Annotated in this window: 21 protein-coding genes and 1 tRNA gene; 6 read left to right on the top strand and 16 right to left on the bottom strand. The window is 51.1% G+C overall.

Annotated elements, in window-relative coordinates:
* Window positions 1-75 precede the first annotated feature (75 nt).
* The 3 genes from ACQK2Q_RS05805 (at window position 76) to nusG (ending at window position 2860) form a co-directional block, all read left to right on the top strand.
* Window positions 76-1887, top strand: a complete 1812-nt coding sequence (locus ACQK2Q_RS05805) for a hypothetical protein (RefSeq protein ID WP_425408799.1) — start codon at window positions 76-78, stop codon at window positions 1885-1887.
* 134 nt (window positions 1888-2021) lie between these two features.
* Entirely contained in the window at window positions 2022-2297 is a 276-nt protein-coding gene (secE, locus tag ACQK2Q_RS05800) for a preprotein translocase subunit SecE (RefSeq protein WP_425408798.1), read from the top strand.
* 29 nt (window positions 2298-2326) lie between these two features.
* Window positions 2327-2860: a transcription termination/antitermination protein NusG gene (nusG, locus tag ACQK2Q_RS05795; protein ID WP_425408797.1), complete on the top strand. Its 534-nt coding sequence runs from the start codon at window positions 2327-2329 to the stop codon at window positions 2858-2860.
* Window positions 2861-2963: 103 nt separating this feature from the next.
* Here nusG and ACQK2Q_RS05790 read toward each other — a convergent pair whose 3' ends face one another.
* From ACQK2Q_RS05790 to ACQK2Q_RS05750, 9 genes are all read right to left on the bottom strand, one after another.
* Window positions 2964-3701 (bottom strand): HAD family hydrolase, encoded by a 738-nt coding sequence (locus ACQK2Q_RS05790; RefSeq protein WP_425408796.1) that lies wholly within the window; start codon window positions 3699-3701, stop codon window positions 2964-2966.
* On the bottom strand, window positions 3691-4623 hold the full coding sequence (locus ACQK2Q_RS05785; protein ID WP_425408795.1) for an aminotransferase class IV: 933 nt from the start codon (window positions 4621-4623) through the stop codon (window positions 3691-3693). Before ACQK2Q_RS05785 ends, ACQK2Q_RS05790 begins: the two co-directional genes overlap by 11 nt.
* Before the next feature lie 712 nt (window positions 4624-5335).
* Complete coding sequence (locus ACQK2Q_RS05780; RefSeq protein WP_425408794.1) at window positions 5336-6169, bottom strand: helix-turn-helix domain-containing protein; 834 nt, start codon at window positions 6167-6169, stop codon at window positions 5336-5338.
* 148 nt (window positions 6170-6317) lie between these two features.
* Complete coding sequence (locus ACQK2Q_RS05775; protein WP_425408793.1) at window positions 6318-6974, bottom strand: MBL fold metallo-hydrolase; 657 nt, start codon at window positions 6972-6974, stop codon at window positions 6318-6320.
* A gap of 185 nt (window positions 6975-7159) precedes the next feature.
* Window positions 7160-7948 carry a TatD family hydrolase gene (locus tag ACQK2Q_RS05770; protein ID WP_425408792.1) on the bottom strand — a complete coding sequence of 263 codons (789 nt, stop codon included), beginning with the start codon at window positions 7946-7948 and terminating at the stop codon, window positions 7160-7162.
* Window positions 7949-7957: 9 nt separating this feature from the next.
* Complete coding sequence (locus tag ACQK2Q_RS05765; RefSeq protein WP_425408791.1) at window positions 7958-8983, bottom strand: DNA polymerase III subunit delta'; 1026 nt, start codon at window positions 8981-8983, stop codon at window positions 7958-7960.
* A gap of 55 nt (window positions 8984-9038) precedes the next feature.
* Window positions 9039-9695: a dTMP kinase gene (gene tmk, locus ACQK2Q_RS05760; RefSeq protein WP_425408790.1), complete on the bottom strand. Its 657-nt coding sequence runs from the start codon at window positions 9693-9695 to the stop codon at window positions 9039-9041.
* Window positions 9696-10862, bottom strand: a complete 1167-nt coding sequence (locus ACQK2Q_RS05755) for a D-alanyl-D-alanine carboxypeptidase family protein (protein ID WP_425408789.1) — start codon at window positions 10860-10862, stop codon at window positions 9696-9698.
* A 66-nt stretch (window positions 10863-10928) separates the two neighbouring features.
* Window positions 10929-11954: a septal ring lytic transglycosylase RlpA family protein gene (locus ACQK2Q_RS05750; RefSeq protein ID WP_425408788.1), complete on the bottom strand. Its 1026-nt coding sequence runs from the start codon at window positions 11952-11954 to the stop codon at window positions 10929-10931.
* Window positions 11955-12137: 183 nt separating this feature from the next.
* Between ACQK2Q_RS05750 and ACQK2Q_RS05745 the strand changes: the two genes are divergently transcribed.
* The 3 genes from ACQK2Q_RS05745 to ACQK2Q_RS05735 all read left to right on the top strand — a co-directional run bounded on the left by ACQK2Q_RS05745 (window position 12138) and on the right by ACQK2Q_RS05735 (window position 14160).
* A tRNA-Ser gene (locus tag ACQK2Q_RS05745) sits at window positions 12138-12227 on the top strand.
* A gap of 419 nt (window positions 12228-12646) precedes the next feature.
* Window positions 12647-13366, top strand: coding sequence for a DUF4386 domain-containing protein (locus tag ACQK2Q_RS05740; protein ID WP_425408787.1), 720 nt, complete (start codon window positions 12647-12649; stop codon window positions 13364-13366).
* Between the two features lie 65 nt (window positions 13367-13431).
* Window positions 13432-14160, top strand: a complete 729-nt coding sequence (locus tag ACQK2Q_RS05735; RefSeq protein WP_425408786.1) for a hypothetical protein — start codon at window positions 13432-13434, stop codon at window positions 14158-14160.
* 318 nt (window positions 14161-14478) lie between these two features.
* On the opposite strand, the gene ACQK2Q_RS05730 is transcribed toward ACQK2Q_RS05735, so the two are convergent.
* The 7 genes from ACQK2Q_RS05730 to ACQK2Q_RS05700 all read right to left on the bottom strand — a co-directional run bounded on the left by ACQK2Q_RS05730 (window position 14479) and on the right by ACQK2Q_RS05700 (window position 22966).
* On the bottom strand, window positions 14479-14871 hold the full coding sequence (locus ACQK2Q_RS05730; RefSeq protein WP_425408785.1) for a hypothetical protein: 393 nt from the start codon (window positions 14869-14871) through the stop codon (window positions 14479-14481).
* Between the two features lie 340 nt (window positions 14872-15211).
* On the bottom strand, window positions 15212-15691 hold the full coding sequence (locus ACQK2Q_RS05725; protein WP_425408784.1) for a hypothetical protein: 480 nt from the start codon (window positions 15689-15691) through the stop codon (window positions 15212-15214).
* A 148-nt stretch (window positions 15692-15839) separates the two neighbouring features.
* Window positions 15840-20255, bottom strand: a complete 4416-nt coding sequence (locus tag ACQK2Q_RS05720; protein WP_425408783.1) for an amino acid adenylation domain-containing protein — start codon at window positions 20253-20255, stop codon at window positions 15840-15842.
* A gap of 414 nt (window positions 20256-20669) precedes the next feature.
* Window positions 20670-20825 (bottom strand): hypothetical protein, encoded by a 156-nt coding sequence (locus ACQK2Q_RS05715; RefSeq protein WP_425408782.1) that lies wholly within the window; start codon window positions 20823-20825, stop codon window positions 20670-20672.
* 148 nt (window positions 20826-20973) lie between these two features.
* The gene (locus ACQK2Q_RS05710; protein WP_425408781.1) at window positions 20974-21495 is read right to left on the bottom strand and encodes an RNA polymerase sigma factor; all 522 of its coding nucleotides are present in this window, start codon (window positions 21493-21495) and stop codon (window positions 20974-20976) included.
* Window positions 21496-22174: 679 nt separating this feature from the next.
* Entirely contained in the window at window positions 22175-22618 is a 444-nt protein-coding gene (locus ACQK2Q_RS05705) for a hypothetical protein (RefSeq protein ID WP_425408780.1), read from the bottom strand.
* A 3-nt stretch (window positions 22619-22621) separates the two neighbouring features.
* Window positions 22622-22966, bottom strand: a complete 345-nt coding sequence (locus ACQK2Q_RS05700) for a DUF883 family protein (RefSeq protein ID WP_425408779.1) — start codon at window positions 22964-22966, stop codon at window positions 22622-22624.
* Between the last annotated feature and the right edge of the window lie 150 nt (window positions 22967-23116).

The raw sequence follows: 23116 nt of genomic DNA, 5'->3' as shown, positions 1-23116 counted from the left end.
AAATAAAAGCCTTGAGCCCTCACAAGATTTAACGTTCTACCGTATCTATATCATATGAATTCTTGGAGTAAGATTTTGCCATTCAGAATTTTTTGTATTGCCTGCGGCTTTCTTCTTGTTACCAACGTTTCAATCTCAGGTTGTTCTGCACAGAGTGAAAGCTCTGATGATGCAGCTATAGCGCCTTCAACAGAAAATTCAGATAACAAACAACCACTTTATCAAGTAGGGCCCTGGTCGCCTGCGCCGTTTAATATTGAAGAGCCGTACATCAATATAATATACGCTAGTGACGCCCGTTGGACATCAAAAAACTTTGATGTGCCTGAATTATACGCAACCGGTCATTTGGATTCAAAAATAGGTTTACCGTCTTCTCTTCCTGATGGTGAGACCCTAACAAGCCGGGTCTTCTTTTCCTCACCGCCGAAAACAGACCTAATAACTCATTGGGACGGCGAATGGGTGCTGGACTGGCAGACTGCCGACGGTAATTGCAATGCAGGTATTAAATTACTGTATTTTCCAGAAAAAAGCATAACCCGCACCAGAAAATGCCGGATTGAATTCACAAGAGACGCTCAACGAAAAATCACGCCTTACCATATGGCTATACAAGTCCATAAACTAAGCTCGCCGCTTGTTTCACTGCGTATGTATCGGGCCGTAAATGAAGATGCGTTGCAAGCCGGAAAAATTTACAACCCTGCTTTTCTAAAGGCGGTTAGCGGATATGACATAATTCGTACAATGGACATGCAAAAAGCCAATCGCGCCACTATTCGATCGGTTGATCAATTGGCCAGTTCGCAAGCTGCTCATTGGGGCAATGTCGAATGGAAGTCTCCTAAAAAGATCGAGCAACCTTTTTTGGGTCCTCCGCTAAAAAGTGTATTCGCACTTGGCGTTGAATCCGGCGCTGCATTGTGGGTTCATGCGCCCATAACTCTGGGATCGCCAATTGGAATATTTGACATGGCAATTTACGATGAAAATGCCGGGCAATGGCTCAACAATATAACTGACGCGATTACCGCTGAGCAAAAAAATATTTTCGAAAGCGACGAATGGGAGAATTATGCGGAGAAGTTCGTCTCCGCACTCATCGATAGCGGGTACCCACAGGATCGAGCTTTATATGTCACTGTTTCCAATGAAGTCTGGAACTACGCTGGTCAATATAATTTCACGACACGTTATGCCGGCGCGCTAGGCAATAGTTTGGGCGGGGGTACCAGAACCGGATATGGCGCCGCTATGGCGCGACTAAAGCTGGCGCTTGACGCGAGTCTGCAAAAAGCCGGACGAACGCAAAACCTCATATATGTTATGGAAGGCCAAGCCGGAAATGTAGGAACGACACGATCCGCGCTGGCGGGTGCTAAAGCGTATTTTGAAAGTCAGAATGAGTCATGGACGTCCCACGCCGAAGCATTTGGCGTATCGGTAGCTTCTTATTGGGGCGCAAATCCCACTCACCTTAAACGCGATGGGGTTGAGCCGAATGATCTGCAAGCATTGGAACAATGGTTTCTCGAGGGGCCTGCCAATTCGATCTCAACTTTAAGTTGGAACCTGAAACAGTGGCGCGCGCACAGAGTAGCTGCTCAAAAATTTGGTGTGAAATTCATAGGAGCTTACGAAGGCGGCTCACATTTTGAAAAGCCTCGCGAGATGACTGAGGAGCATTACCTTGCATTTTTGTGGGGTGAACCAGGAGGCCGAATAAACAGCGCTGTGAATGAGGCATTAGCTAAGGAATTTCCAGGTACAATTCTTTCAAATTACGGATTAGCCGGACCTCTGGGCGGCCAACCATGGTTTGAAGGGCCGTTGGGCGCAGAAAACCCCTACAATCAGAGCTGGGGACCAAACAAAAGCAATTGATTTTTTCAAATTACCGCTTGACGCGGCGATAAAATCATTTACGTAGGTCAATAATCCCATAAAGCTTGTAGGTAAATTGACGTCACTTCGGCGTTTACAAAGCTGTATATTCAGGGCTGGAAGGCATATCGAATATGGCTAAAAAAACAAAGTCCGGCGGCAAATCTCCCCTCGTTGAAGGTAAAGCTACGGAAGTTAAAAATAAAAAAAAGACAAGTCCTTTTGAATTCATTCAACAGGTGCGCAATGAGGCGGCAAAAGTAACCTGGACAACGAGAAATGAAACGATCGTTTCGACCATTATGGTTTTGATAATGGTTGCGATTATGGCGCTGTTCTTTTTTCTTGTAGACCAGGGTTTACGTTTCGCTGTTTGCAATATTTTGCCTATTGAATGTGTCTCACCTTAGCCATTAATCAAACACCGGGTTTATCGAACATGGCCGCAAATTGGTATATCGTTCACGCGTACTCGAACTTTGAAAAAAAAGTTGCAGAAGCAATCTTGCTTGCAGCTAAAGAAAAAGGCCTCGAGCATCTGATAGAGGAATTATATGTTCCGACTGAGGATGTGACGGAAATAAGACGTGGTCGCAAAGTCAATACAGAACGCCGCTTTTTTCCGGGCTATGTTCTCGTCAACATGGTTTTGAATGACGACACGTACCATTTGGTAAAAGATACGCCCAAAGTAACAGGATTCCTTGGTTCCGGGAATAAACCAATGCCTGTTCCACAAAAAGAAGTTGATCGAATTCGGGGTGTTATCGAAGAGGGTGAAACGCGCCCCCGGTCCACTATTACATTCGACATCGGAGAAACGGTGCGAGTCAATGATGGCCCATTTGCTTCATTTTCAGGTATTGTTGAAGAAGTCGACGAAGATGCTGAACGCGTCAAAGTCGCAGTTTCCATCTTTGGACGCGCTACCCCTGTCGAACTTGAATTTACTCAAGTAGAAAAATCAAGTTAGCATTTATAGGTTTAAATTTGCGGTAGTCAGTCTTCATCAGCGGTTGTACTTAAAAAAGCGCTGTGTAACGTTAGGAATTTCGCCGGATAATATTTTACTGAGCTCAGTCAACTTTTAGTCGACTATGATATAGTATCTCGTAATCTGGGGTGCATTTTTTCACGACATTTTCCAGATCAGAAGTAAGGTTTATTGGTTTCTTCTTATATTCGCGAAACCCCGAGGATTCCCACACTGCTTTATACCAATGGCTAGCCCATGGCCCATCCGATTCATGCGGACCTTGTTTCCAAGCCAACATTTCGTCAAAAAATGGAATGTTCAGCGCATCACAAAGTATTACAAGGGCACGTTTTGGAGACTTTAAAATTTCAGTAGAATCCAGGATAGGCGCATTAGTATTCTCAAATATTTCTCGCTGTATTTTATAACTGTCAATAATCGGCGTTACATCCTCATATTTATCATGATAAGACGCGATAGTAGCGCGAGGCTCTCGGATCAATTGAAATACAAGTGCATTTTCAGGCCAATTCAACTTTTGCGGTGCATATGAAAAATGAAATGCTATATGTTTTTCGAATGTATACTGATATTGCTTATTCTTATGCTCGTTTAGTTGCTCCAGTACCTGTTTCCAGTCGGAAGATTGTGCAGCTATAATTTGTTTACGCATCGGATGAAGGGCGCCGCTCGCCTCGAGATAACTTGCGTAAAAAGGTTCATCAACTACGGCAGTATCAGGTCTACTTTCGAAAGCCCGCATCATAGTTGTAGATATATTGCGTGGTCCGGAAAGCATGGCAATTCTACGGAAACCTGAATAAGGTCTAACGGCCATTACTAACCTCAGATTCAATATCTTCTTTATAGAATTGTTGTAGAAGTTTTACGATTGGCCCTTTTTCTACGCATATTGTTCGGTCATCAACGGAGGCGACAGGGGTCACGCCTGCGAAAGTGCCTGTAATGAACGCCTCGTCCGCACTATAGACATCATGTAACGAAAAGCGTTTTTCATGTACTGTAATGTCGTGATTACGGGCTAGGCGTAAAATTGTGCCTCTGGTTATTCCGCCCAGGCAAAAGTCTCCGGTTGAGGTCCATATTTCACCGTCGCGCACTATAAAGAAGTGTGTTGAATTACACGTCGCAACAAAGCCATGAGGGTCAAGCATTAGCGCCTCATCATATCCAGCCTTCGTAGCTTGAATGCAGGCTAATATACAATTTAACTTTGAGTGCGAATTCAATTTGGGGTCCTGAACATCAGGGTATCCGCGTCGGATGTGTACCGTAAACAGTCTTGAACCTACCTTAGACACCTCAGGGGAGGGCGTTTTGAACTCTGGAATAATTACTATCGTTGCTTTACCGATAGTAACCCGAGGGTCCTGATATGGCGTAGCTTTGACGCCGCGCGTAACCATCAAGCGTATATGGACGCCGCGATGGGCTTCGTTCGCATCTATGCAACGATAGAGTCTTTCTGCTAATGCGTTTTGTGTAACACCAATATCAAAGTCTAACGTTTTAGCGCCCGCATATAAGCGGTTTAGGTGCTGCTTTAAATACGGCGTCACGCCTCTACCGTCAGGCCCCGGATGAACGCGCAAGCCTTCCCACACACCATCACCCAGCACAAAACCTGAATCGAATACCGATACTCTTGCTTCGTCTCGAGGTGTTAAATCGCCATTGATATCAATAAGAATGTTATCATTTCGTGCGTCAGTCAAATATGAGTGAGTTGAATAAGTCATAAGTTCTGCGTTAATGGCTCAAAAATTGAAAACTTATATAAATTCAATCATCTATTTTGGATAATAACAAGCGGTCTAAAACAACAGCAGGGGAAATGATGCGAATTCTCGGGGCTACCTCATAAAGCAACATGCGCGCATTTTGAAAATTATACCATGAAAGTGGTTTTTCTCATGTTCTTCGTTACGAAAAGCTATGCAGACTAAAGCTATCTTTTACGATGATCGTCAATCTATCTGCGGTCTCCGCCAACAATTAGATTCCACCATTAGAATTTATGTCAGATATACAATTGTTGATATCTGCACTTTGTAAATCTGGTCGTCATTCTGTTGAGGGTATTGTGTCCATCTCATACTTGGCCCAGCACCGCGAACCGTTACAGTTCGCGTATCACCGCCAAATCCCAATATCTTCAGCCCAACAATCAGCGAAAACTGCCATTTTGGCGGAGATATACAATTTTTAGTACAATCATAGATATTGTCGCACAATTTGTATTGTCGAAAATTCTGTTGTTCATGTTTTTGTGCAATGGAAGTGCGCCGCCTGAAAATTGATCTAAACGGCGCACTTCCATGAAACCAAGGCCCATCCTGTAAACTCTCCCCCAGCACGGCCCTGGTAGCGGTATTCTCCCATAGAGAAATGCAAAATACAGAATAGAATGATTGGCTATAGGAAATTTTGGCCATCAGGCGCACAAACCCGCTAAATACTTCCAAGCAGACCCCCTGGATTTTTTTGTACGCGTCGTCTCTGAATTTCGGTAATCAACTCGGCCTGATTTGAAATGAACTGGTTTGGTGTTACGCCAACAAAGGTTTTGAATTCTCTGATAAAATGCGATTGATCGTAAAAATTACAACCGGCTGCTTGCATCCATCCTACAGCGCCAGCCCGAATACGATCCGCCGATCTCAGCGCGCGATATTTTCTCTGCAAAAATTTGGGCGAAGCGCCAAAGTATCGCTTTGCTAGCCTGTCCGTCTGTCTTTGGGATATGCTCATCGATGCCAACAAATCGTCTAATGACGGGTCATTTGGGTCCATCAGCCATTTTTCCAGCGCCGCAGGATAAGCGTTAGCATTTTTTTTTCGCATTGAAATCAAACTTGAGAAAAACCTGTCAGCAGCATCCGCCATCGTGTGGAAGTCGCTTGCATTGCGTATTGCATCTATATGGGAGGCCGCACGCGCGCCCGCAAAATCGGTTAAGTCTATAACCTGATCAGCCGCCTCATTAGCATCAAAGCCCGCCAGTGCATTCCATCCTTGTGGCCGAATCCCGACGCCGAAGACGCGTGTACCGGCCCGCGCTTGCATACAGTACGCGCCCATAGTGGGTCCTATGAGAAAAGCTTTTGAAATATGATGCCTGGCCCCGTCTGGCGTGACCAGGAAACCGCCGCCATCCAACATCACGCGTATATTTCCAAGTTCGGCGCAAAGCGGTTGCGCCGACGCATGTTCCGAAGAAAAATAATAATATGCCCGTACATACGGCCGTAAATCTGGCCGAGGCAAAAAATAATGGAGATCCATGATAGCGAATTTCCTAGCAGTATTAGCCGAGATTTTCTCTAATAATCGCGGCGAAAACAGGTCCTGTTCTGGTCAAAATATCGTCCAAAGTAAATTATTTAAAGATCGCTCATTCGTAATATTTATACACCTTGGCGTAATGGTTTGACTATGTCTGACCCATGATCTGCATGCCGTCATAGGCTGGCTCGACATTTTCCGGCGTTGATTTCTTCAGCGTCTGATAGTCCATATGAATGTGTAAATTGGTCAACACACCGCGCGCCGGCCTGAGCGTTTTGATCCACGCCAGCGTTAAATCGAGATGCGCATGCGTATTGTGCGGCTTATATTGTAGCGCGTCTACAATCCAGGAGTTTACGCCGGCTAATTCTTTGTAACTCGCATCGGGAAAATCTACGACATCGCTGGAATACGCGATATCTCCAAAACGAAACCCCAGGGAGTTAACGCTACCATGATATTGCAGGAATGCTTTTACTGGAATTTCTCCGCTTGGTCCATCAACTGAAAACCACTTGCCGCATGCCGGCATCTCTACTCTGTCAAGTATTGCCGGATACGGACTATCCGGCGCCTGTTCGAAACAGTAGCGAAAGCGATCAAGCAGAACGCCTGAAGTTTCAGTATCAATGTATACCGGAATTCGTTTGCGCATTTGCAAAGCAAAAACACGTAAATCGTCTATGCCGTGTGATTGATCTGCATGGTCATGGGTAAACAATACCGCATCAAGACGCGAACATCGCGCTGCTAACAATTGCGTCCGCATATCCGGCGACGTATCCACCAGAACGCTTGTCACTTTATCATGTTGAAACCCAAACTCTGGATGTTTTTTTTGTACGAGTATTGAACATCGCGACCGGCGATTTTTCGGTTCATTCGGATCACATGCGCCCCAGTCGCCAGCGCCGTTAGCTCCGCCAAATCTGGGTACGCCGCCAGACGACCCACACCCCAAAATCGTAACTCGAAGATTTGTGGCCATTATGCTGTCCGCGGATCAATAGCGCGAGAAAATAGCCGGAAAAAGTTATTGCTAGTCGCGTGGGCGATTTCATCTAAGGAAACGCCTTTAATTTCAGCCAGTTTTTCGGCGACGTGCACGACATATGCAGGCTCGTTTCGTCGGCCTCTATATGGAACTGGCGCCAGATAAGGGCAATCGGTTTCGATGATGATGCGGTCGAGCGGCGCCGTTTCCGCAATGGCGCGAACATCGCCGGCGTTTTTGAAAGTTATGATACCGGAAAACGAAATATATCCGCCCATTGCCAGCGCCGCGTTCGCTAGGGCTGGGCCTCCCGTGTAACAATGGAGGAGAGGCGTGAAGCCCCCTTCCCTGTATTCTCGCTCCAATATATCGCGGGTTTCGTTGTCCGCGTTGCGCGTATGAATAATCAGCGGCAGCCCTGTATTGCGGGAAACGTCAATATGCGCTTTAAAAACTGTCTTCTGAATGTCCCGGTCAGAATATTCATAATGAAAATCCAGTCCGCATTCGCCAACGCCAACCACTTTTTCATCGTTGGTCATCTGCATGAGCGTTTCTGCGGAAAGGTCGGGATGTTTATTGGCGTGATGGGGATGAACGCCAACGCTACGCCATATATCCCGGTCTGAATCAGCAATCGCCTTAATAGCATCATTTGAATCTAACTGATCGCAAATCGTCAGCATAGTCTTTACGCCCGCACTCCGTGCTCTTGTCAGTACTTCGCCAGCATCTTCGGCGTATTTTTCCGAGTGAAGATTAACATGGCTATCAACGAACATATTTTGGTCCTATGCGGCCCGTAAAAAAAGAGCCTCGCGCAAATCATGCGCCATGGCGTGTAATAACTGTCCGCGATCCAGGTTTAATGCTTCTCCGCGTATTAATAGCGCTTTCAGCCCCTCCCACGCCATTAATAGCGCAGGCGTCTCGTACGATAAATGCGTATTGTTATTATTGCCTCGTGCTGCATCCCGGGCGGTATCGCTGAGCATCGTTAGGATCATATCCCGGAAAATAGGCCATCGCCCTTCACCGGCTTTTCCACTCACGCCGGCAATAATACGGGAAAGGTCGCCATGTGAAACGGCAATTTTCAAAAAAGATCGCGCAAGATTGATCGCCTCAACGCCTTCACTACTCGCAAGTTGCAACGCATAACCAGGTCGTCCCTTTGCGACAGCGGATACTATTTCTGCGGTTGAGGGATCAACGCCTTCTTGCGATAAAAACCTGAAAAGTTGCGACTGTTCGAGAAGCGGTGCTTCAATGGTTCTGCAACGCGATCGGATGGTCGGCAACAGGCGGCCTGGCGACGCCGAAAGCAACAGCAGAACAGCGCCTTGCGGCGGCTCCTCCAGTACTTTGAGAAGAGCGTTGGCGGCGTTGCGGTTCATGTCATCAGCCGTATCTATGATAGCTACCCTCGCGCCGCCCTCAGCCGCGGTTCTATTTAGAAAACCGGTTAACCTGCGAATGGTGTCTACCGTTATATCCGTCTGATATTTGCTTTTCTTCGCATCCCATATCCGTTCAGCGACAAACAGATCCGGATGTGCATTTGATGCTATCAATCTGAATGCGCGAGCCATATCCGACATTTGCAGACTATCGTTGCTAGTCAGTGCTTGCGGTTCAAGCAGCGCACGCGCCAACCGATACGCCAGCGTCGCCTTTCCGGCGCCGCTGGGCCCTGAGATTATCCAGCCATGACTGAGCGCGCCGTCCGCCATGGTCTGGCGCAGACGCTTTTCGAGCGCTTCGTGACCAAACGAGTCGATGCGATTTTGCGGGGGGATAAATTCGGCATCTTCCATCGTAAAATAGTATTCTCCGTCAGCAGGCAATAATAGCGGCCCAGGGAAATAAGTATCAGCAATTTTTAAAAAGCGCCGGCAAACGCTTCTGGACTTTATCCATAACCCTGATTGCAACATCCGCGACATCGCCGCGCGCATCAACAACTGCGCAGCGATGCGGTTCGCTTTCAGCTATCTTTAAAAACGCACGTCTTGCCTGTTCCTGAAACGCTGCGCCTTTCGATTCGAACCGCTGTTCGACGCCGGTATCGCCTGATCGACGCAAACCTTCCTCAATGGGCAAATCGAATATAAGCGTTAGATTGGGGTTGTGCTCGCCAACAACGAGCGCATGCAGCTTGTGTATTGTATCTTCTCCGACTGCGCCGGCTATTCCTTGAAACGCCATGGTTGAGTCTGCGAAGCGGTCCGAAATTACAATGGCCCCGCGCGCCAGCGAGGGCAAAATTGTGCGCTCCAGATGATCACGGCGTGAAGCATACATCAGAAGCGCTTCTGTTAAAGGCGACCACCGGTCCGCATCGCCTTCCAGGATTAGCTTTCTGATTTCTTCCGCACTGTCTGAACCGCCAGGCTCTCTCGTCGTAACAACATCATGGCCAATCGCCTTCAGCGAATCCGCCAGCAATTTTAACTGTGTGGATTTTCCGGACCCGTCCCCGCCTTCTAAACTGATGAAGACGCCCGTAGGTCGTTGAGCTGTTGTCATTTATTCCTGCGCGGCTGCAGCCTCCTCATTGGCGGGTTTTGCAAGCAGTTTGGTCGCTGCAAGACCAATCTTGCCCCAGATACCGGTTTCACGAACCGCCTGCCCCGCCGACAATGGAAATTCCCGTGTTGCGCCGCCGGGCGTTTCAATTTTCACAAAGCCGATTTGTTGATTTTGCCTGATCGGCGCAGCCACCGGACCCTCATAAACAATCGTGGCTTTCGCATCAGCTATCTGGGAGCGGTGTAACAGCATATTCACTTGCGTTCTTGCGATAAGGGGGACGCTTGCGCTTTTACCCTTGAAAACATCCGCTTCGCCGACGACATCGCCAGGCGCATAAAATGTCTTGTTTATAAAATCATTGAAAGCGATGCGGATCAGGCGGGCTGATTCGGTCGTGCGTTCGCGGTTCGACGTTAATCCGTTGACGACGACAATACGCCGCTCGCCATTTTGAACTGCAGATCCGGCAAGACCATATCCGGATTCTTCCGTATGCCCCGTTTTTAATCCATCCGCGCCCTCAACGTATCCCAGCAACGGGTTGCGATTTTCCTGACGTATTTTTTCCCAGGTGAATTCACGCTCCGCAAACAAAGCATAATATTCGCCATATTCCGAAATTATACGCCGGGTCAGCTTTGCAAGATCAAGCATGCTCATTTTCTGATTTGGGTCCGGCATGCCGTGCGGGTTTGCAAAAGTGGAATCATTCAAACCCCACTCGCGCGCTTTGCGATTCATGTGTTCGGCGAAAGCTTCCTCTGAACCGGAGATATTCTCCGCAACCACGATGCAGGCGTCATTGCCGGACTGCACGATGATGCCGCGCAAAAGATCAATCACGGGGATTGTCGTATCCACTCGCACCCACATGGATGAGCCCTCGCGTTCGCGCCAGGCTTTTTCGCTGACTTCGAATTCATCCGTCAGTTGAAGCGAGCCGTTTTTCAGTCGCTCAAAAACGATCGCGACCGTCATGAGTTTCGACATGGACGCGGGCGCTGTGGGGATACGCGCATTTTTTTCGAAGAGGATTTCTCCAGTTCGGTAATCCATGATGATCGCGTATTCTGCGGGGGTTTCAATCGGTGCGGTTTGCGCGGCTGCGGGTACAGCAAAAAGCGAAAAAAGCAGTGCGATTAAACTCAACGATTTCAACATTCGGTTCCTCGAATATCTCGGGTTATTCATAAGATGTGCATATAAGCTGTTGTTTTTACGTCAAGGTTAAGGCGTCAACGTGACCAGCGCCGCGTCAGCATAGCCTGCTTCGCGAACAGCTTCCAATCGCTGCGCCGCCGTTTCGATGGATGAAAACGGGCCCAGATTGACCCTGTAGAAGGTTGCGCCGCCTTCTGTCTCCACTCGTGACAGCCGTAATGTCCCGATATCGCCCAACTGCGCGCGCAATGCGTCCAGATTGTCGAGGCTGGCAAGCGCTGCGACGCGAATGATGTAGAGTGCCTGCGGCGCACCCGCCGGGCTCGCATTTGGATCGACCAGGCGCGCATCGTCCGGATCCGGTGTGGAGATATCAGCGGCCGGGAGGTCGCCTGGGCCCGCCTCGCCGCTCTGAGCCTCTGCAATGGCCACTTCTTCCGCTCCCGGTGTGAGCGCAGGAGCGCTTTCCATGCTCGTGAGCAGATCGGAAATGCGATCCGAGCGCGGTTCAGGGACAGCTTCCGGGCTTGCCGGCTGAGGATCGCGCACAGGAGCAGCGCGTGCCACCCGGTCCGGTCTCGTCTCGCGCGCATAGCGCCGGCCCGGCTCCGCCGGCGCTTTGGCCATTAATGGAGCGGGACCTTTATAGCGGACCCGCACGCGGGTGACGCCGTCCCGCTCAAATCCGAGATGGCGCGCCGCTTCGCGCGACATATCGATGATCCGGTTATGCGCAAACGGACCCCGGTCGTTGACGCGCACGGTGACGGACCGGCCATTCGCCAGATTGGTCACCTCCGCCATGGACGGCAGCGGCATCGTCGTGTGCGCCGCAGAAAGCAAATTCATGTCGAATATCTCGCCATTGGCGGTAAGGCGCCCGTGAAACTGGGTCCCATACCAGGAAGCAACGCCAGTTTCGACGTAATCTGGATCCTCTTTCGGGTGATACCAGCGCCCGTTCACTTTGTAAGGTTTGCCGATCTTGTAATGGGGCGAGGCGTCGTCCGGCTGGCTTGCAGGCGGCGCTGTCGCGCATGCCGCAGCCAGAAAGATAAGCGAAACCGTTAATAAAAACCGGGAGATGCGCATGGGGTGTAATCACGCCTGTTAATGTTTAGCCGCAGCCGAACGCCGCTAACCGATTAATCGAATCGCCACTCGGCGGCAACTGGCGGCGAAATCGCCTGTTCGGGTTGTCATTTTCGCGCAGCCCGTTATCTGTGCGCTCCAGCATTTCGCGTTTATCCCGTCACTTTCGGCGGGGCGCGGCCCGGAGGGGTGGCAGAGTGGTCGAATGCGGCGGTCTTGAAAACCGTTGGGCGTTTACGCGTCCCGTGGGTTCGAATCCCACCCCCTCCGCCAATCGTGTACTTAACTAAGAACCGGCTATTTATTGGTGTCAAAGGCTACGCGTCATCAGCGAAGCGCCGGTCTGTTTTCGCTTTGGCTTCGCGCAGTTCAATATCGGACGACGTGCTTCGCGGTGTCGTAATCGGTCTCGACCACGTGCGGGCGCACGATCCGCTTGCGGATGTTATTGGCAGATAAAACAAATTGCGGGTATCATCAGGACGCAAACTGCCTTACGCGGTGAAACCGCGTGCTTGCGTTCTCGGCCGGATTATAAACTGCAAAATCATCCGCCTAGACAAACTCCTCCCGTGGCCTTACGCTGCAGAAACAGCGTGACTGACCCAGCCTAGAGGCTTTAGGCCGCGTTCAACGGACGGTTACAATAGAGATAACGTCAGACTGATAGCGACACTAATCTTCGAGGCAAAATGCGATCGCCAGAATGGACAGATAAGATCCCGCCAGTGCGGTTGGCCGGTATCTGTTACCTAATCATTGTAGCCGGGGGCCTGTTCTCAGAAATTGTCGTCCGTGGACAGCTTATCGTGGCGGGGAACGCGACGGCTACAGCGGCGAATATAATGGAGCAAGAAAGTCTTTACCGCGCCGGTATCGTCGCTTCGATTGTTTTTCTCGCTTGTAATATCCCAGTGATTTGGGTTTTTTACCGCGTGTTTCGAGTGTTTGACGAGTCGATCGCTAACCTAATGGTGCTGACATTCATGACCGCCATCATCGTGGAAGTGGCGAACCTGCGCAGCTTATTGGAGCCGCTAAGTTATTTGATCAATGCAGAAGGCCTTGTAGGGCTGACGGAATCCCAGCGAGCGGCGCTGACCTATAGCGCCGTCCAGAAATTCAACGCTGGTTTTGCTCTAAGTCTTGCCTTCTTCGGGGCTCACTGCCTGATACTTGCATCATTAATCCTGAGGTCAAAGGTGATTCCGCGGATAATCGGCGCTGCGTTGGTACTCGCCGGAATTGGCTATATCGCGAATACATTCACCATTTTTGCGGCACCGCAGTTGAGGGGGGAATACGGCGTGTTCTTGCTTCTCCCGGCCCTAATCGCTGAAACGTCGCTTGCATTGTGGCTTACGTTCTTCGGCGTCAATCAAGCGCGTTGGAACGAAGCGGCAATGTCCTGAGAGAAACACTATAAATGCGCGCCCTTAGTGTTTTCGGGGCAGAGCGCCAATGCCGAGGATCTTAAATGCTGCTGCGTCGCGTTGCTCAACACGTCAAAACGCAAAATTGGTTCGCAGTCGGATTGGATTTCGTGATTGTGGCAGCGGGCGTGTTGCTCGCGTTGCAGGTCTCAAATTGGAGTGAGGCGCAGTCCAATAAGAAAGGCGCAAAAAACACTCTAGTACGGTTGAAGAATGAGGTGTCGTTTAGCACCATAGCGTTGGAGGAAAGGATCGCGTCGATAGGGGAAAGTCGCTCCACGCGCGATCGCGCTATACTTGCCCTAGATAGATGCGATGACTCCCCCGAGGCGATAAGTGCCGTCACTAAAACCATTCACGTCATGAGCGGCGATATCCTTCCGTCGTTTGTTGACAATTCGCTGCGCGAGCTTGCTAGAAATGACCAATATCTTGAATTGTTAACAGATGCCTTTCGGGCCGAATTGAACATATATGACTCTCGCCTAGCGGATGAACGGTCCCAACTAAAGATAAACTACGAACTCATGTGGGACGATCACATTCTTCGAAATCCTTCGGTGTCCGTGGTCGCGCCGAAAGGAGATGTTAGCCGCGGGCAGATTGTCTTGCATCGTCCTTTTACTGAACTTTGCGAGGATCCCGTATTTAGTCGCCAGTTCATCATGACCGAAGGCTGGCACCAAGCCGCGACTTCTCGGATGACGCGTTTCAGGAAACAGAGTGAGGCGTTTCTTTTGGAAATCGACGCCGAACTTGAGCGCTTGAATTGAACATAGTCTAACGGACGCTTTCTCTCAACCCACGATCTTAAAACGCGCGCTTGCGCGCGGGGGTTTCGATCAGCAGAACGAAAAGAGAAAGCCAGAACCTCATGGGGCGGAGGATTAAGGACAACACAATCGGCGGGTATCGCCTGGGCTCAACCCGCCTACACAGCGAAGCCGACTACTGAGTAAACAGCCGTGCATGGGCTCCTTGTCAAAATCCGAAGCTAATTTTCGTACTTTCAAATCGATAATTCCCATTCTCAGAAGTTTCGATTTGTAATACGGCTTCATCACAATCACTACACTCTTTTGTTAAAAGCGTTACTCTAAACAAAAAATTTCCGAATTCAGGGCCAACTTTTTTCGAGCGGACTTTGTAGACGCACCGGAAATCTGTGCCGGCCTCATTGAATTGATTTGATACGCAACAGGCTCCGAGTCAGTCGTATTCTCACCTAAAGTGATAATAGCGACCGGCATCGCTTTGCTCTGTTGTAATTCCTCACCAAAAACCGGGTCAAATGTCCAAACACGTATGCGATGACCTTTATTGACAAGCGACAAATCAGATGGAGATAATCGCCAAAAATCCATCACTTCAATGGATTTAATGCGTTTCATAGTAAATTGTTCTTCGTTTTTAATGTTGTCGGCAGCCGAGTATTGAACAGCCGCGGCAGATATTAAGATAACCATGCCAAGAAACCTAATCATGGTTTTAATTCTCCTGACCTATATCAAATTCGATTTTTTCTCTTTGCGGAATTCTACTTCCTGCAACGATACTGGTGATTGTTGTAACAACAGATCCTGTTTTAAGATCAACAGAAAACTCGACTCTTGACCCTTGCACAGAACCTCGTCCTACCCTTCGCCCGCATGACGCACTTCGCAGCCGGTTTGCGCAACAAAAAAATCGGTCCAGCGGACAGATTTTAGGCGGAGAAGGCCCGGCAGGTCGGCGCCACAGCCTCAAGCCGTGGCGCCGCCAAAACCGATGTGCAGACAAAGGCTTAGGAAACGAGAGGCGCCGACCCTTTAAACTTGCTGTGATTCAAAATTCGCACTTCTTCTCAAAAAATTCGACGGATGCGCAACCTTTGAAGCCCCTTAGAACTTGATTCAGGAGCATTTCCTGCCCCTCATTCTTGTTCGTAAAAATGCGAATGCTATCAGGAAACGCTATATCATCGCGAGAGAGGAAAACTGAATATGATTCCCCGAGAGTCGAGACGATTTCGACTTTGTATTCGACCTCGCCAAATACCTTTTTCCCAAGCGATTCAATGATCCTCACATCATCGCCGTTGATCGAATAGCTGCCCTCGTAAAAGAATACCCCATAACCGCTATCAAGGTCATTTGAACTAAAAATTGCAAAATCTGGCCCTTTACTTTCGTTCGTAAACTTCAGATTCTTTGGCAGTTTTGCGCAGAAGGAATATCCGTTCAGGTCACACTCAGTGATCGACAGGTTCGTTGATTGGCAGCCTAGAATAGCTACCGCTAAAATTGCTGAATAAAATTTCTTCATCTTCGGCTCGCATTGTTCGATACGGCTCGGATTATCTTCTCATACTGCCCACGGTCTACTCCAAACCCTGATCCCATAACATTCCTCGGATCGCTCGATCCGAATGCCCGCGCGGTTTATAGTTTTGCGGCTGCTCGTTTTAACGGCACTAGCGCAGAACATCGCGGATAGCGGGTCCGATGATTTCAAGCGGTTCGGCGTTGAGCATCTCGAAATGTCCGCAAGGAACATCGTATTCACGCACGGCGCCTGTTGTATAGGCCCGCCATGACCCGGCATCGTGTTCAATGACATTGTCCAGCGGCGACGTCTTTCCTTTCCGTGCACGGAAAACATGAATATCGGACGCAATTGTTTGCGGGCGATGTTCAAGCGTAATACGAAAACAATTTGCAATCACGGTCTGAAAACGATCGCGAAGCGCGTCGCCGCCCAGCCCGGCTTTTTGCACCAGCGGCATTGAGAAGACGTCAAACGCCGTAAACATGTAATCCGCCAGCGAGGCCAGCGTTTTGTCCCGCCCGCCCAGCGCATCTTCGGGCTGATTGATGAACTGCAGGGCGATATCGACCAGCGCCCCCTCCTCCGACCGGCTGACGCGATTGACGGCCGGCGAAAATGGAAAGGCGTCGAGCAAACCCAAAAGCTCTACCGTGTCGCCGCCCGCCTCCAGCTTCGCCGCAATCGAATGCGCCACAAGCCCGCCAAGCGACCAGCCAAGCAAGCGGTACGGACCCTGGGGCCGGATCGCCTTTATTTCCTGCAGATAATCATCGGCCATGGCGTCAATGGTTTCCGGCAATGCGGAGTTATCGCCTTGTTGCAAGCCTTTCGCCTGCAGGCCATAGACCGGCGATTGCGGGCTGAGGTGCCGCAAAAGACCGGCGTAAGACCAGGCGACGCCAACCACGGAATGTATACAGAAGATCGGCGTTTCGCCGCCCTGCCTGCGAATAGGGAATACGGCGTCAAACGGATCGCCGGCTTCCGCGTTTTCCATTTCGCGCGCGAGATTGGCGATCGTCGGCGCATCAAAAAGGGAAAGCAAAGACAGCTGTGTTGAAAATTTCGTTTCAATCTCGGTCAGCAGTTGCACAGCGGTCAGGGAATCCGCGCCGAGATCGAAAAAATTATCTTCAACGCCTATTCGATCAAGACCCAGCATTTCCGTAAAGATATCGGCGAGTTTTTGTTCTGTCGGCGTGCGCGGCGCCACATAGCCGGTTTCATCGCGCGCTTCGGTTTTCGGCAGCGCGTTCCGGTCGATCTTGCCGTTGCGCGTCACCGGCATGGCGTCGAGGATGAAAATGCGCGACGGAACGGCGTGCGCCGGTAAGACGCTGCGCAGCGCATCACGCAATGAATCGGCGTCAAGCGTTGCATTCTCTTTCGCCGTAACATAAGCGGCGAGCCGCTTGCCGTTTTTGGCGTGTTCAATAATGTCTACAAATGCGCTGCGCACATCCGGTTGCGCCATGAGCGCCGACTCAATTTCTCCCGGCTCCATCCGGATGCCGCGCAGTTTGATTTGCTGATCGCGGCGGCCGAGAAATTCCAGCGCTCCATCCTCCCGCCAGCGCGCCAGATCGCCTGTGCGGTATAATCGCCCGCCGTCGGGATCGTACGGATTGAGGGGGAATTTTTCCTCAGTAAGGGCCTTATTGTTGAGATAGCCGTGCGCGACGCCTGCGCCCGCGATGCACAACTCGCCGGCCACGCCTTGCGGCAAGAGGCCCAAATGATCGTCTAGAATATAGAGTTGCGTATTCCAGACCGGTCTGCCGATGGGCGGCGCTGAAAGGTCCGCTTCGCCGAGCGGCGCGGTGGCTGTCTGCACTGTTGCTTCCGTCGGCCCGTAACAATTGGCGACCACCGCGCCCAGATCGTGCAATGCGCGGGCAAGCCTGCTGGTCAGCGCCTCTCCCGCGACAGCCGCCTTCATGCCCTGCAATAAAACACCGCGGCTGGATATCAGCATGTCCCACTGCGTCGGGGTCGCGATCATGAAGGTGACGCTTTCGCTCTGCATCAAGGCGCACAACGCCGCCGGGTCGCGGACCGTGTTTCGCGGCGCCATGACAAGCGTCGCGCCCGCAGCGAGCGCTGCATAGATTTCAAGTACCGAAGCATCGAATGTAAACGCTGCGACCGCGAGCAGCTTGTCTTCAGGCCCGACAGGATACCGCTCAATCGCATCGCAGACCGTGTTGGTCAGACCGCCATGGTGAAGCATGACGCCTTTCGGCGCGCCGGTGGAGCCTGAGGTGTATATCAGATAGGCGAGATCCGCGTCCTGCACGGGGCCGCCGCGTTCTGCATCAGTGATATTGTCAGAGTCGTAGCCTGCTGCGCATTCGTCCGCCCGCCAGACATCGCCGCATGATTCCCCGAGGCTGGCTGCGGCGCCGGCGTTGGCGATTGTCAATTTTGCGCCGGCGTCTTTAATCAGGTTTTTAAGGCGCCCCGGCGGATCGCACGGATCAAGCGGCAAAAACGCCGCCCCTGTTTTCGCAATGGCCAGCATGGCGACAGGATATTGCGCGGTCCGCTCCATCGCCAGGGCGATAATATCGCCGCGGCCGACACCGGCGTTCAGGAGACGGCGCGCCAGATGATTGGCGCGTGCGTTAAGCGCTTTATAAGTCAGGCTTTCATTGTCGTGGCGTATGGCTGTGGATTGCGGCCAACGCTCGGCCCGGCGTTCGATCAGGACGAAAGCCGGGATTTTCTCGATTTCTCTTTGCTCCCCCCGTCCTAACGCGAGCAGTTTCTGACGCTCTTCGCCAGACAGAAAATCAAGATGCTCGAGCGGCGCGTCCGGCGAATCGAGAAGCGCGCGCGAAAATTCTTCAAATCTTACGCGATGTCCCAGCAATTCCTGTGCAGAATAAAGGGAAGGGTTTGCGTCGAAATCAATTCTGAGTTCGGCGCCGTCGCCCCGGTCGTAAATAAACATCACCATATCCTCGACGGAGGAATTGGCGAGATTGTGCGCTGTCGTTCGCGCGCCGCCGAAGGTCAGGTTGTAATCGAAAGGCTCGATATTCACCGCGATCCGGGTGATATGATCATGCTGTCCTGTCAGCCCCAGATCCCGGCGCATATCTTCAAACCGGTATTGCTGGTGACGCAGCGCCCGCCGCACTTCCCGGCTTACCTGCGCCGCGAGCGCCGGAAAATTGTCCTGCGGATCGATATTGAGGCGCAGCATAACGCCGTTCGCCGCCATGCCGGGAACACGCCGCGCCGCCTTGTTGCGCGCCGAAACCGGCATGCCCAGAACGATATCGCGCGCGCCCGTGGTCCGGTGAATGAAGGCGGCCATCATCGCGATCAGCACCTGTGGCAGACTGCAGGAATAGTCTTTCGCCATCTCGCGCAGATGTTTTGCCGTCTCAGGCGCCAGGCGCGCGGTTTCACGCGCGAGACCGCCGGCCGTGGGGGCCCGGCCCTGCGCAAATGAAACAGGATCGGGAAAATCCTTGAGGCGTTCGAGCCAGTAGTCGCGATCGCGCTCATGCGCCCTCGCCGTGCGATATTGCTTTTCGAGATCAACAAGCGTGCTCAGCGGCGAGAAGTTCGCCGGCGGGGGCGCGCGTCCTTCAATTTTCGCGTTGTAAATCTCCGCAACCCTTGCGACCAGCAGACTGCCGGCAAAGCCGTCAAGCACGATATGATGGGCGCGCTGGAAGAAAAAGAACTGATCCGGCGCGGTCTTGAGAAGCGCGCCAAGCCACAATGCGTCCCGCTCCATATCGCAAGGCGCGGTGACGTCCGCCATCATCCAGTCGCGCGCCGCCTTGCAGGGATCGGCATCGTTTGAAAAATCGAGGAACGGCGTTTCACCGCGATATTTATCGTGAATAATCAGATGCGGGCCAGCCGCATCCTCGAAAATGTTGGCGCGGGTCGTTTGCGCTTCTGCGATCAATTGGCGAATTGAGTCCACAAAAACGCCGGGATCAACCGCGCCATGAATTTCGATCGCTTCAGCGACATTAAAAACCGTGCCGACGCGGCTGATTTTTGTGCCGATCCAGATGCCGCGTTGCGCCACCGTTAACGGCAGGACCTGCGGCGCGCAGCGCTGTGGCTGCGCATCACCGGATTTTTCAAACGCTTTGCGCGCGCCCGCGCCCTTGACGCCGAGAGAGGTTTTAAACCGGTTTAATGAATGACGACCCGACGTTTTCAGATCGCCAGCGATATCTTTTGCAACATCGGGATGTTTTGCAACATTAGGCGGGATCGGCGCGGTCAGCACAACAGCATCCGCTTCCCGGTCTCTTGCATCCGGATTTTGAGCATGCTGCTTGCGCCGCCAGTCGGCGCTATGGCTATCGCTCCCCACGACCCACATACCCCCAAAGAGCTCCGGCGTCGCGCCGAAACTTTTTGCAGTGCAGCAGAAGCGCGCGCAAAAGTCAAGTAATTGCGTCTCGTCATGAGCGCCTTGCAGGAATGGCGGGTTGTTCGCCTGCTGAATATGTTCCTCACAATGCGCCAATAGTTCACTCCGATCAGTTTCCGTTTTTCGCCTGTCATTGACGAGCAGCCAGATCATACGGCGCCTCACGGAGGGGGTGGATATCTATCCACCAAAGGCGGGAAAGAGCGAGATTTTCAACACATATGATGTATTTTTGAAGAGACGGCTCGCCCATACGTTGTGCTGAAATCGGGTAAGATCAGCACCCGCTCCATACTCATCATTTGATCGCGCCAGGAGCGATTTTCTGCACATGTTTATCTCTTCCGAAATGCGTATTTTTTCTGATCTCTTCTTAACAAACAGCATCAATGAAATGCGGAACCCTCGCTAATATATGGGGTTTTCTTTGTGTGCGTTCAGCAAGTGGGGGAAGGAACGTGCAGCGCCGGCGAAAGAGAACCGCCCCGGCCCCTACTTTCGCCGGCGCATATAAAAAAAACGCGCCCCCATCGGGGCGCGTTTTTCATTTCGTTGTGATATTCGCGTTTACTGATCTACTGAATCTTCCAGGTCATCCGCAGCGTCTTCAATATCTTCCGCCGCATTTTCAAGCGGGCCGTCATCAGCTTCTTGAATAAAGAAAATAGCTGCGACAACAACCAGTACCAACACAACCAACCCAATAATGCCGTTTTTATTCATTTGTATCTCCTGCATCCACTCAGTGAGCAAACAATCGCCCTGGTCATTCGGTTCCGCTGACAGGCGTATTCACCAGATGAGCCGCTAAAAAAGGGCGGCCGCGATGAACGGACCGCCCTCTTGCGTTGTATTTTTATTCAGCGTTCGCTTACGCGGCGCCGGCAAGCTGCGGCTGGGGCAGCGCTTCCGTCATTTCCTTGAGACGGGTTCTGGCGCGCGACAGCCGCGACCTGATTGTGCCGACCGGCGTTTTCAGCTTTTTAGCCGCTTCGGTGTATTTCATGCCTTCAATCGCAATCAATGAAATGACGTCGCGATCACGTTCCGGCAATTTGTCGAAATGCTCCATGACCTCATGGAATTCATATGACGATTCTTGTGATGCAGGCTCTGCAATTTTGGCTTGCGGAGAATCATCAAGCTCGACGGATACGCCCTGCGACTTCTGTTTGCGGATCTGGTTTAAAAACAACCGGCGGCAAAGCGTGAACATCCAGGACCGAAAATTTGTTCCGGGTTCGTAGTAATGCGCTTTGCGCAGTGCGCGTTCAATGCTGTCTTGCACGAGATCTTCCGCAGCTTCCTGATTGCGTGTCAACGACATCGCAAATCTTTGCAGCGCAGGCATTACATCGTTCAGTTCTTCAGCAGTAAATGTTGTAGCGCTCATTTTTTCACCTCTCAATTGACTTGAGCGGTTATCTAGTTATCGGGAACTTTTCTCGATAGCAAAGCAATTCGTGTACGTGGCGATGTGAACTGGCGCAGCCTGTAGACCTTACTAATGCAGATGATCTGACAACACTTCTTCAACTCATTGAACCGGCGCCAGACAGGTAACGGTAGCTTTATGTGTAGGCCGCGCAAGCGATGTAACATACGTATGTTCATCAATAGGTGCTTATCGAAGCCAAACCGCTGATTTGTTAGTGGAATCTGGAAGGTTCCGTTAACGCAGATTCTGAAACCGCCGCTGTAAAGGCCGAGATGTTAATCGATCGCAATATAATTACAGCCGACCTGACCTCGCCAAGTCTGTCCGTCGCGTAATAATGGACGCTCATGTTCTGTTTTTTTGAAATCAGAATTTAAAAAATGGGGATAATTAAAATTCCACAATGTGTGTCCGCGAGCGTTTTATTTTTGTGAAATATCGCTTGCGCAGAAGAAATGCCCCTGCCCGCTATTCAAAAGAATCAGCAATTGCGCGTTTTCTAGTTGTATACTCGCGCGTTTCACGCCGGTCTAAATCCGCAGGCAATGGTCAAGGCAACAGGTATTGTCGGGAGTATGTGCACGTGCAAAGCGGCGCGATGTTATATTATGTAAAAAAAGATGCTTTTTCAGACCTAGTCGTCGTCCGAATTGGCGATCATGCCCAGAACAGCGCCAACCGCAACGGTCGCCACCATTGTCGCCACGGGCGCTTTTTTAAACTGCCGTGCAAATAAGCCGGACGCCACAACATCCATGGGCTGCGCAATCGATTTGAGCGAGCCCGCTACAGAAGAAAATGATTTTTCCGGTTTTTCTTCCTCTTCTTCCTCTTCCTTGGATTTAGAGGGATCGCGCCGGCTGAGATAAAATACAAAAGCCGCTGCAATAGCGACTATCAGCGCGGCGATGAAAAACGCCGAATACACCGGCATAATAGTCGTTAACCAGAAGGCGAGCCCGCCGGCAGCGAGCAAAATCGCGCCGCACGCCAGCAACACAGCCGCCAGGCCGAGCGCCGCTTCATACGCAACACCCTCAACGGCGTGATGCGCTTTTTTTAATGCTGATACAAACATCAATTAGCGCCGTACTACACCGCCGATAAAGTAGCCGATCGCCAGCGCCGCCGCGACGGCCGTTATCGGCTTTTTCTTTACAGCTTTTTCGGCTTGCAATTGAATTTCCTGAAGCTCGGACGCGGCTGAATCGAACGCCTCGCGCGTCTGTTCTTCAGCGCTTTCAAAGCCATCCTTCAAACGCTGTTTCGCATCGCCGGCCGCACTTTCGCTAAGTGACGTAAAGTCGTGCCGCAATGCCTTCAGATCATCGCGCAAAGACTTGAGATCGTCAGAAACCTGCTTATACGCAGCGTTCGTTTCACTTGAAGTCGATTCGCTAAGATTGTTTTTCTCGGCAACTGCCATAGTACCCTCCAGTATATCGGCCATTTCAGCCTTTTCCGCCTTTGGGTGATGAAACACTTGGCAAATTTGTTGGTTCCGGTCATCTATTTGCTAACTGGCCATTGTTCGCGGCCGGCATATATAAAGACCGGGAAAGACGGCCCAGGCTAC

The organism is Hyphococcus sp. (assembly GCF_965228385.1).
Taxonomy (GTDB): Bacteria; Pseudomonadota; Alphaproteobacteria; order Caulobacterales; family Parvularculaceae; genus Hyphococcus.
The sequence above is the reverse complement of the archived record's forward strand: the minus strand, read 5'-3'. Positions and strand labels throughout refer to the sequence as shown.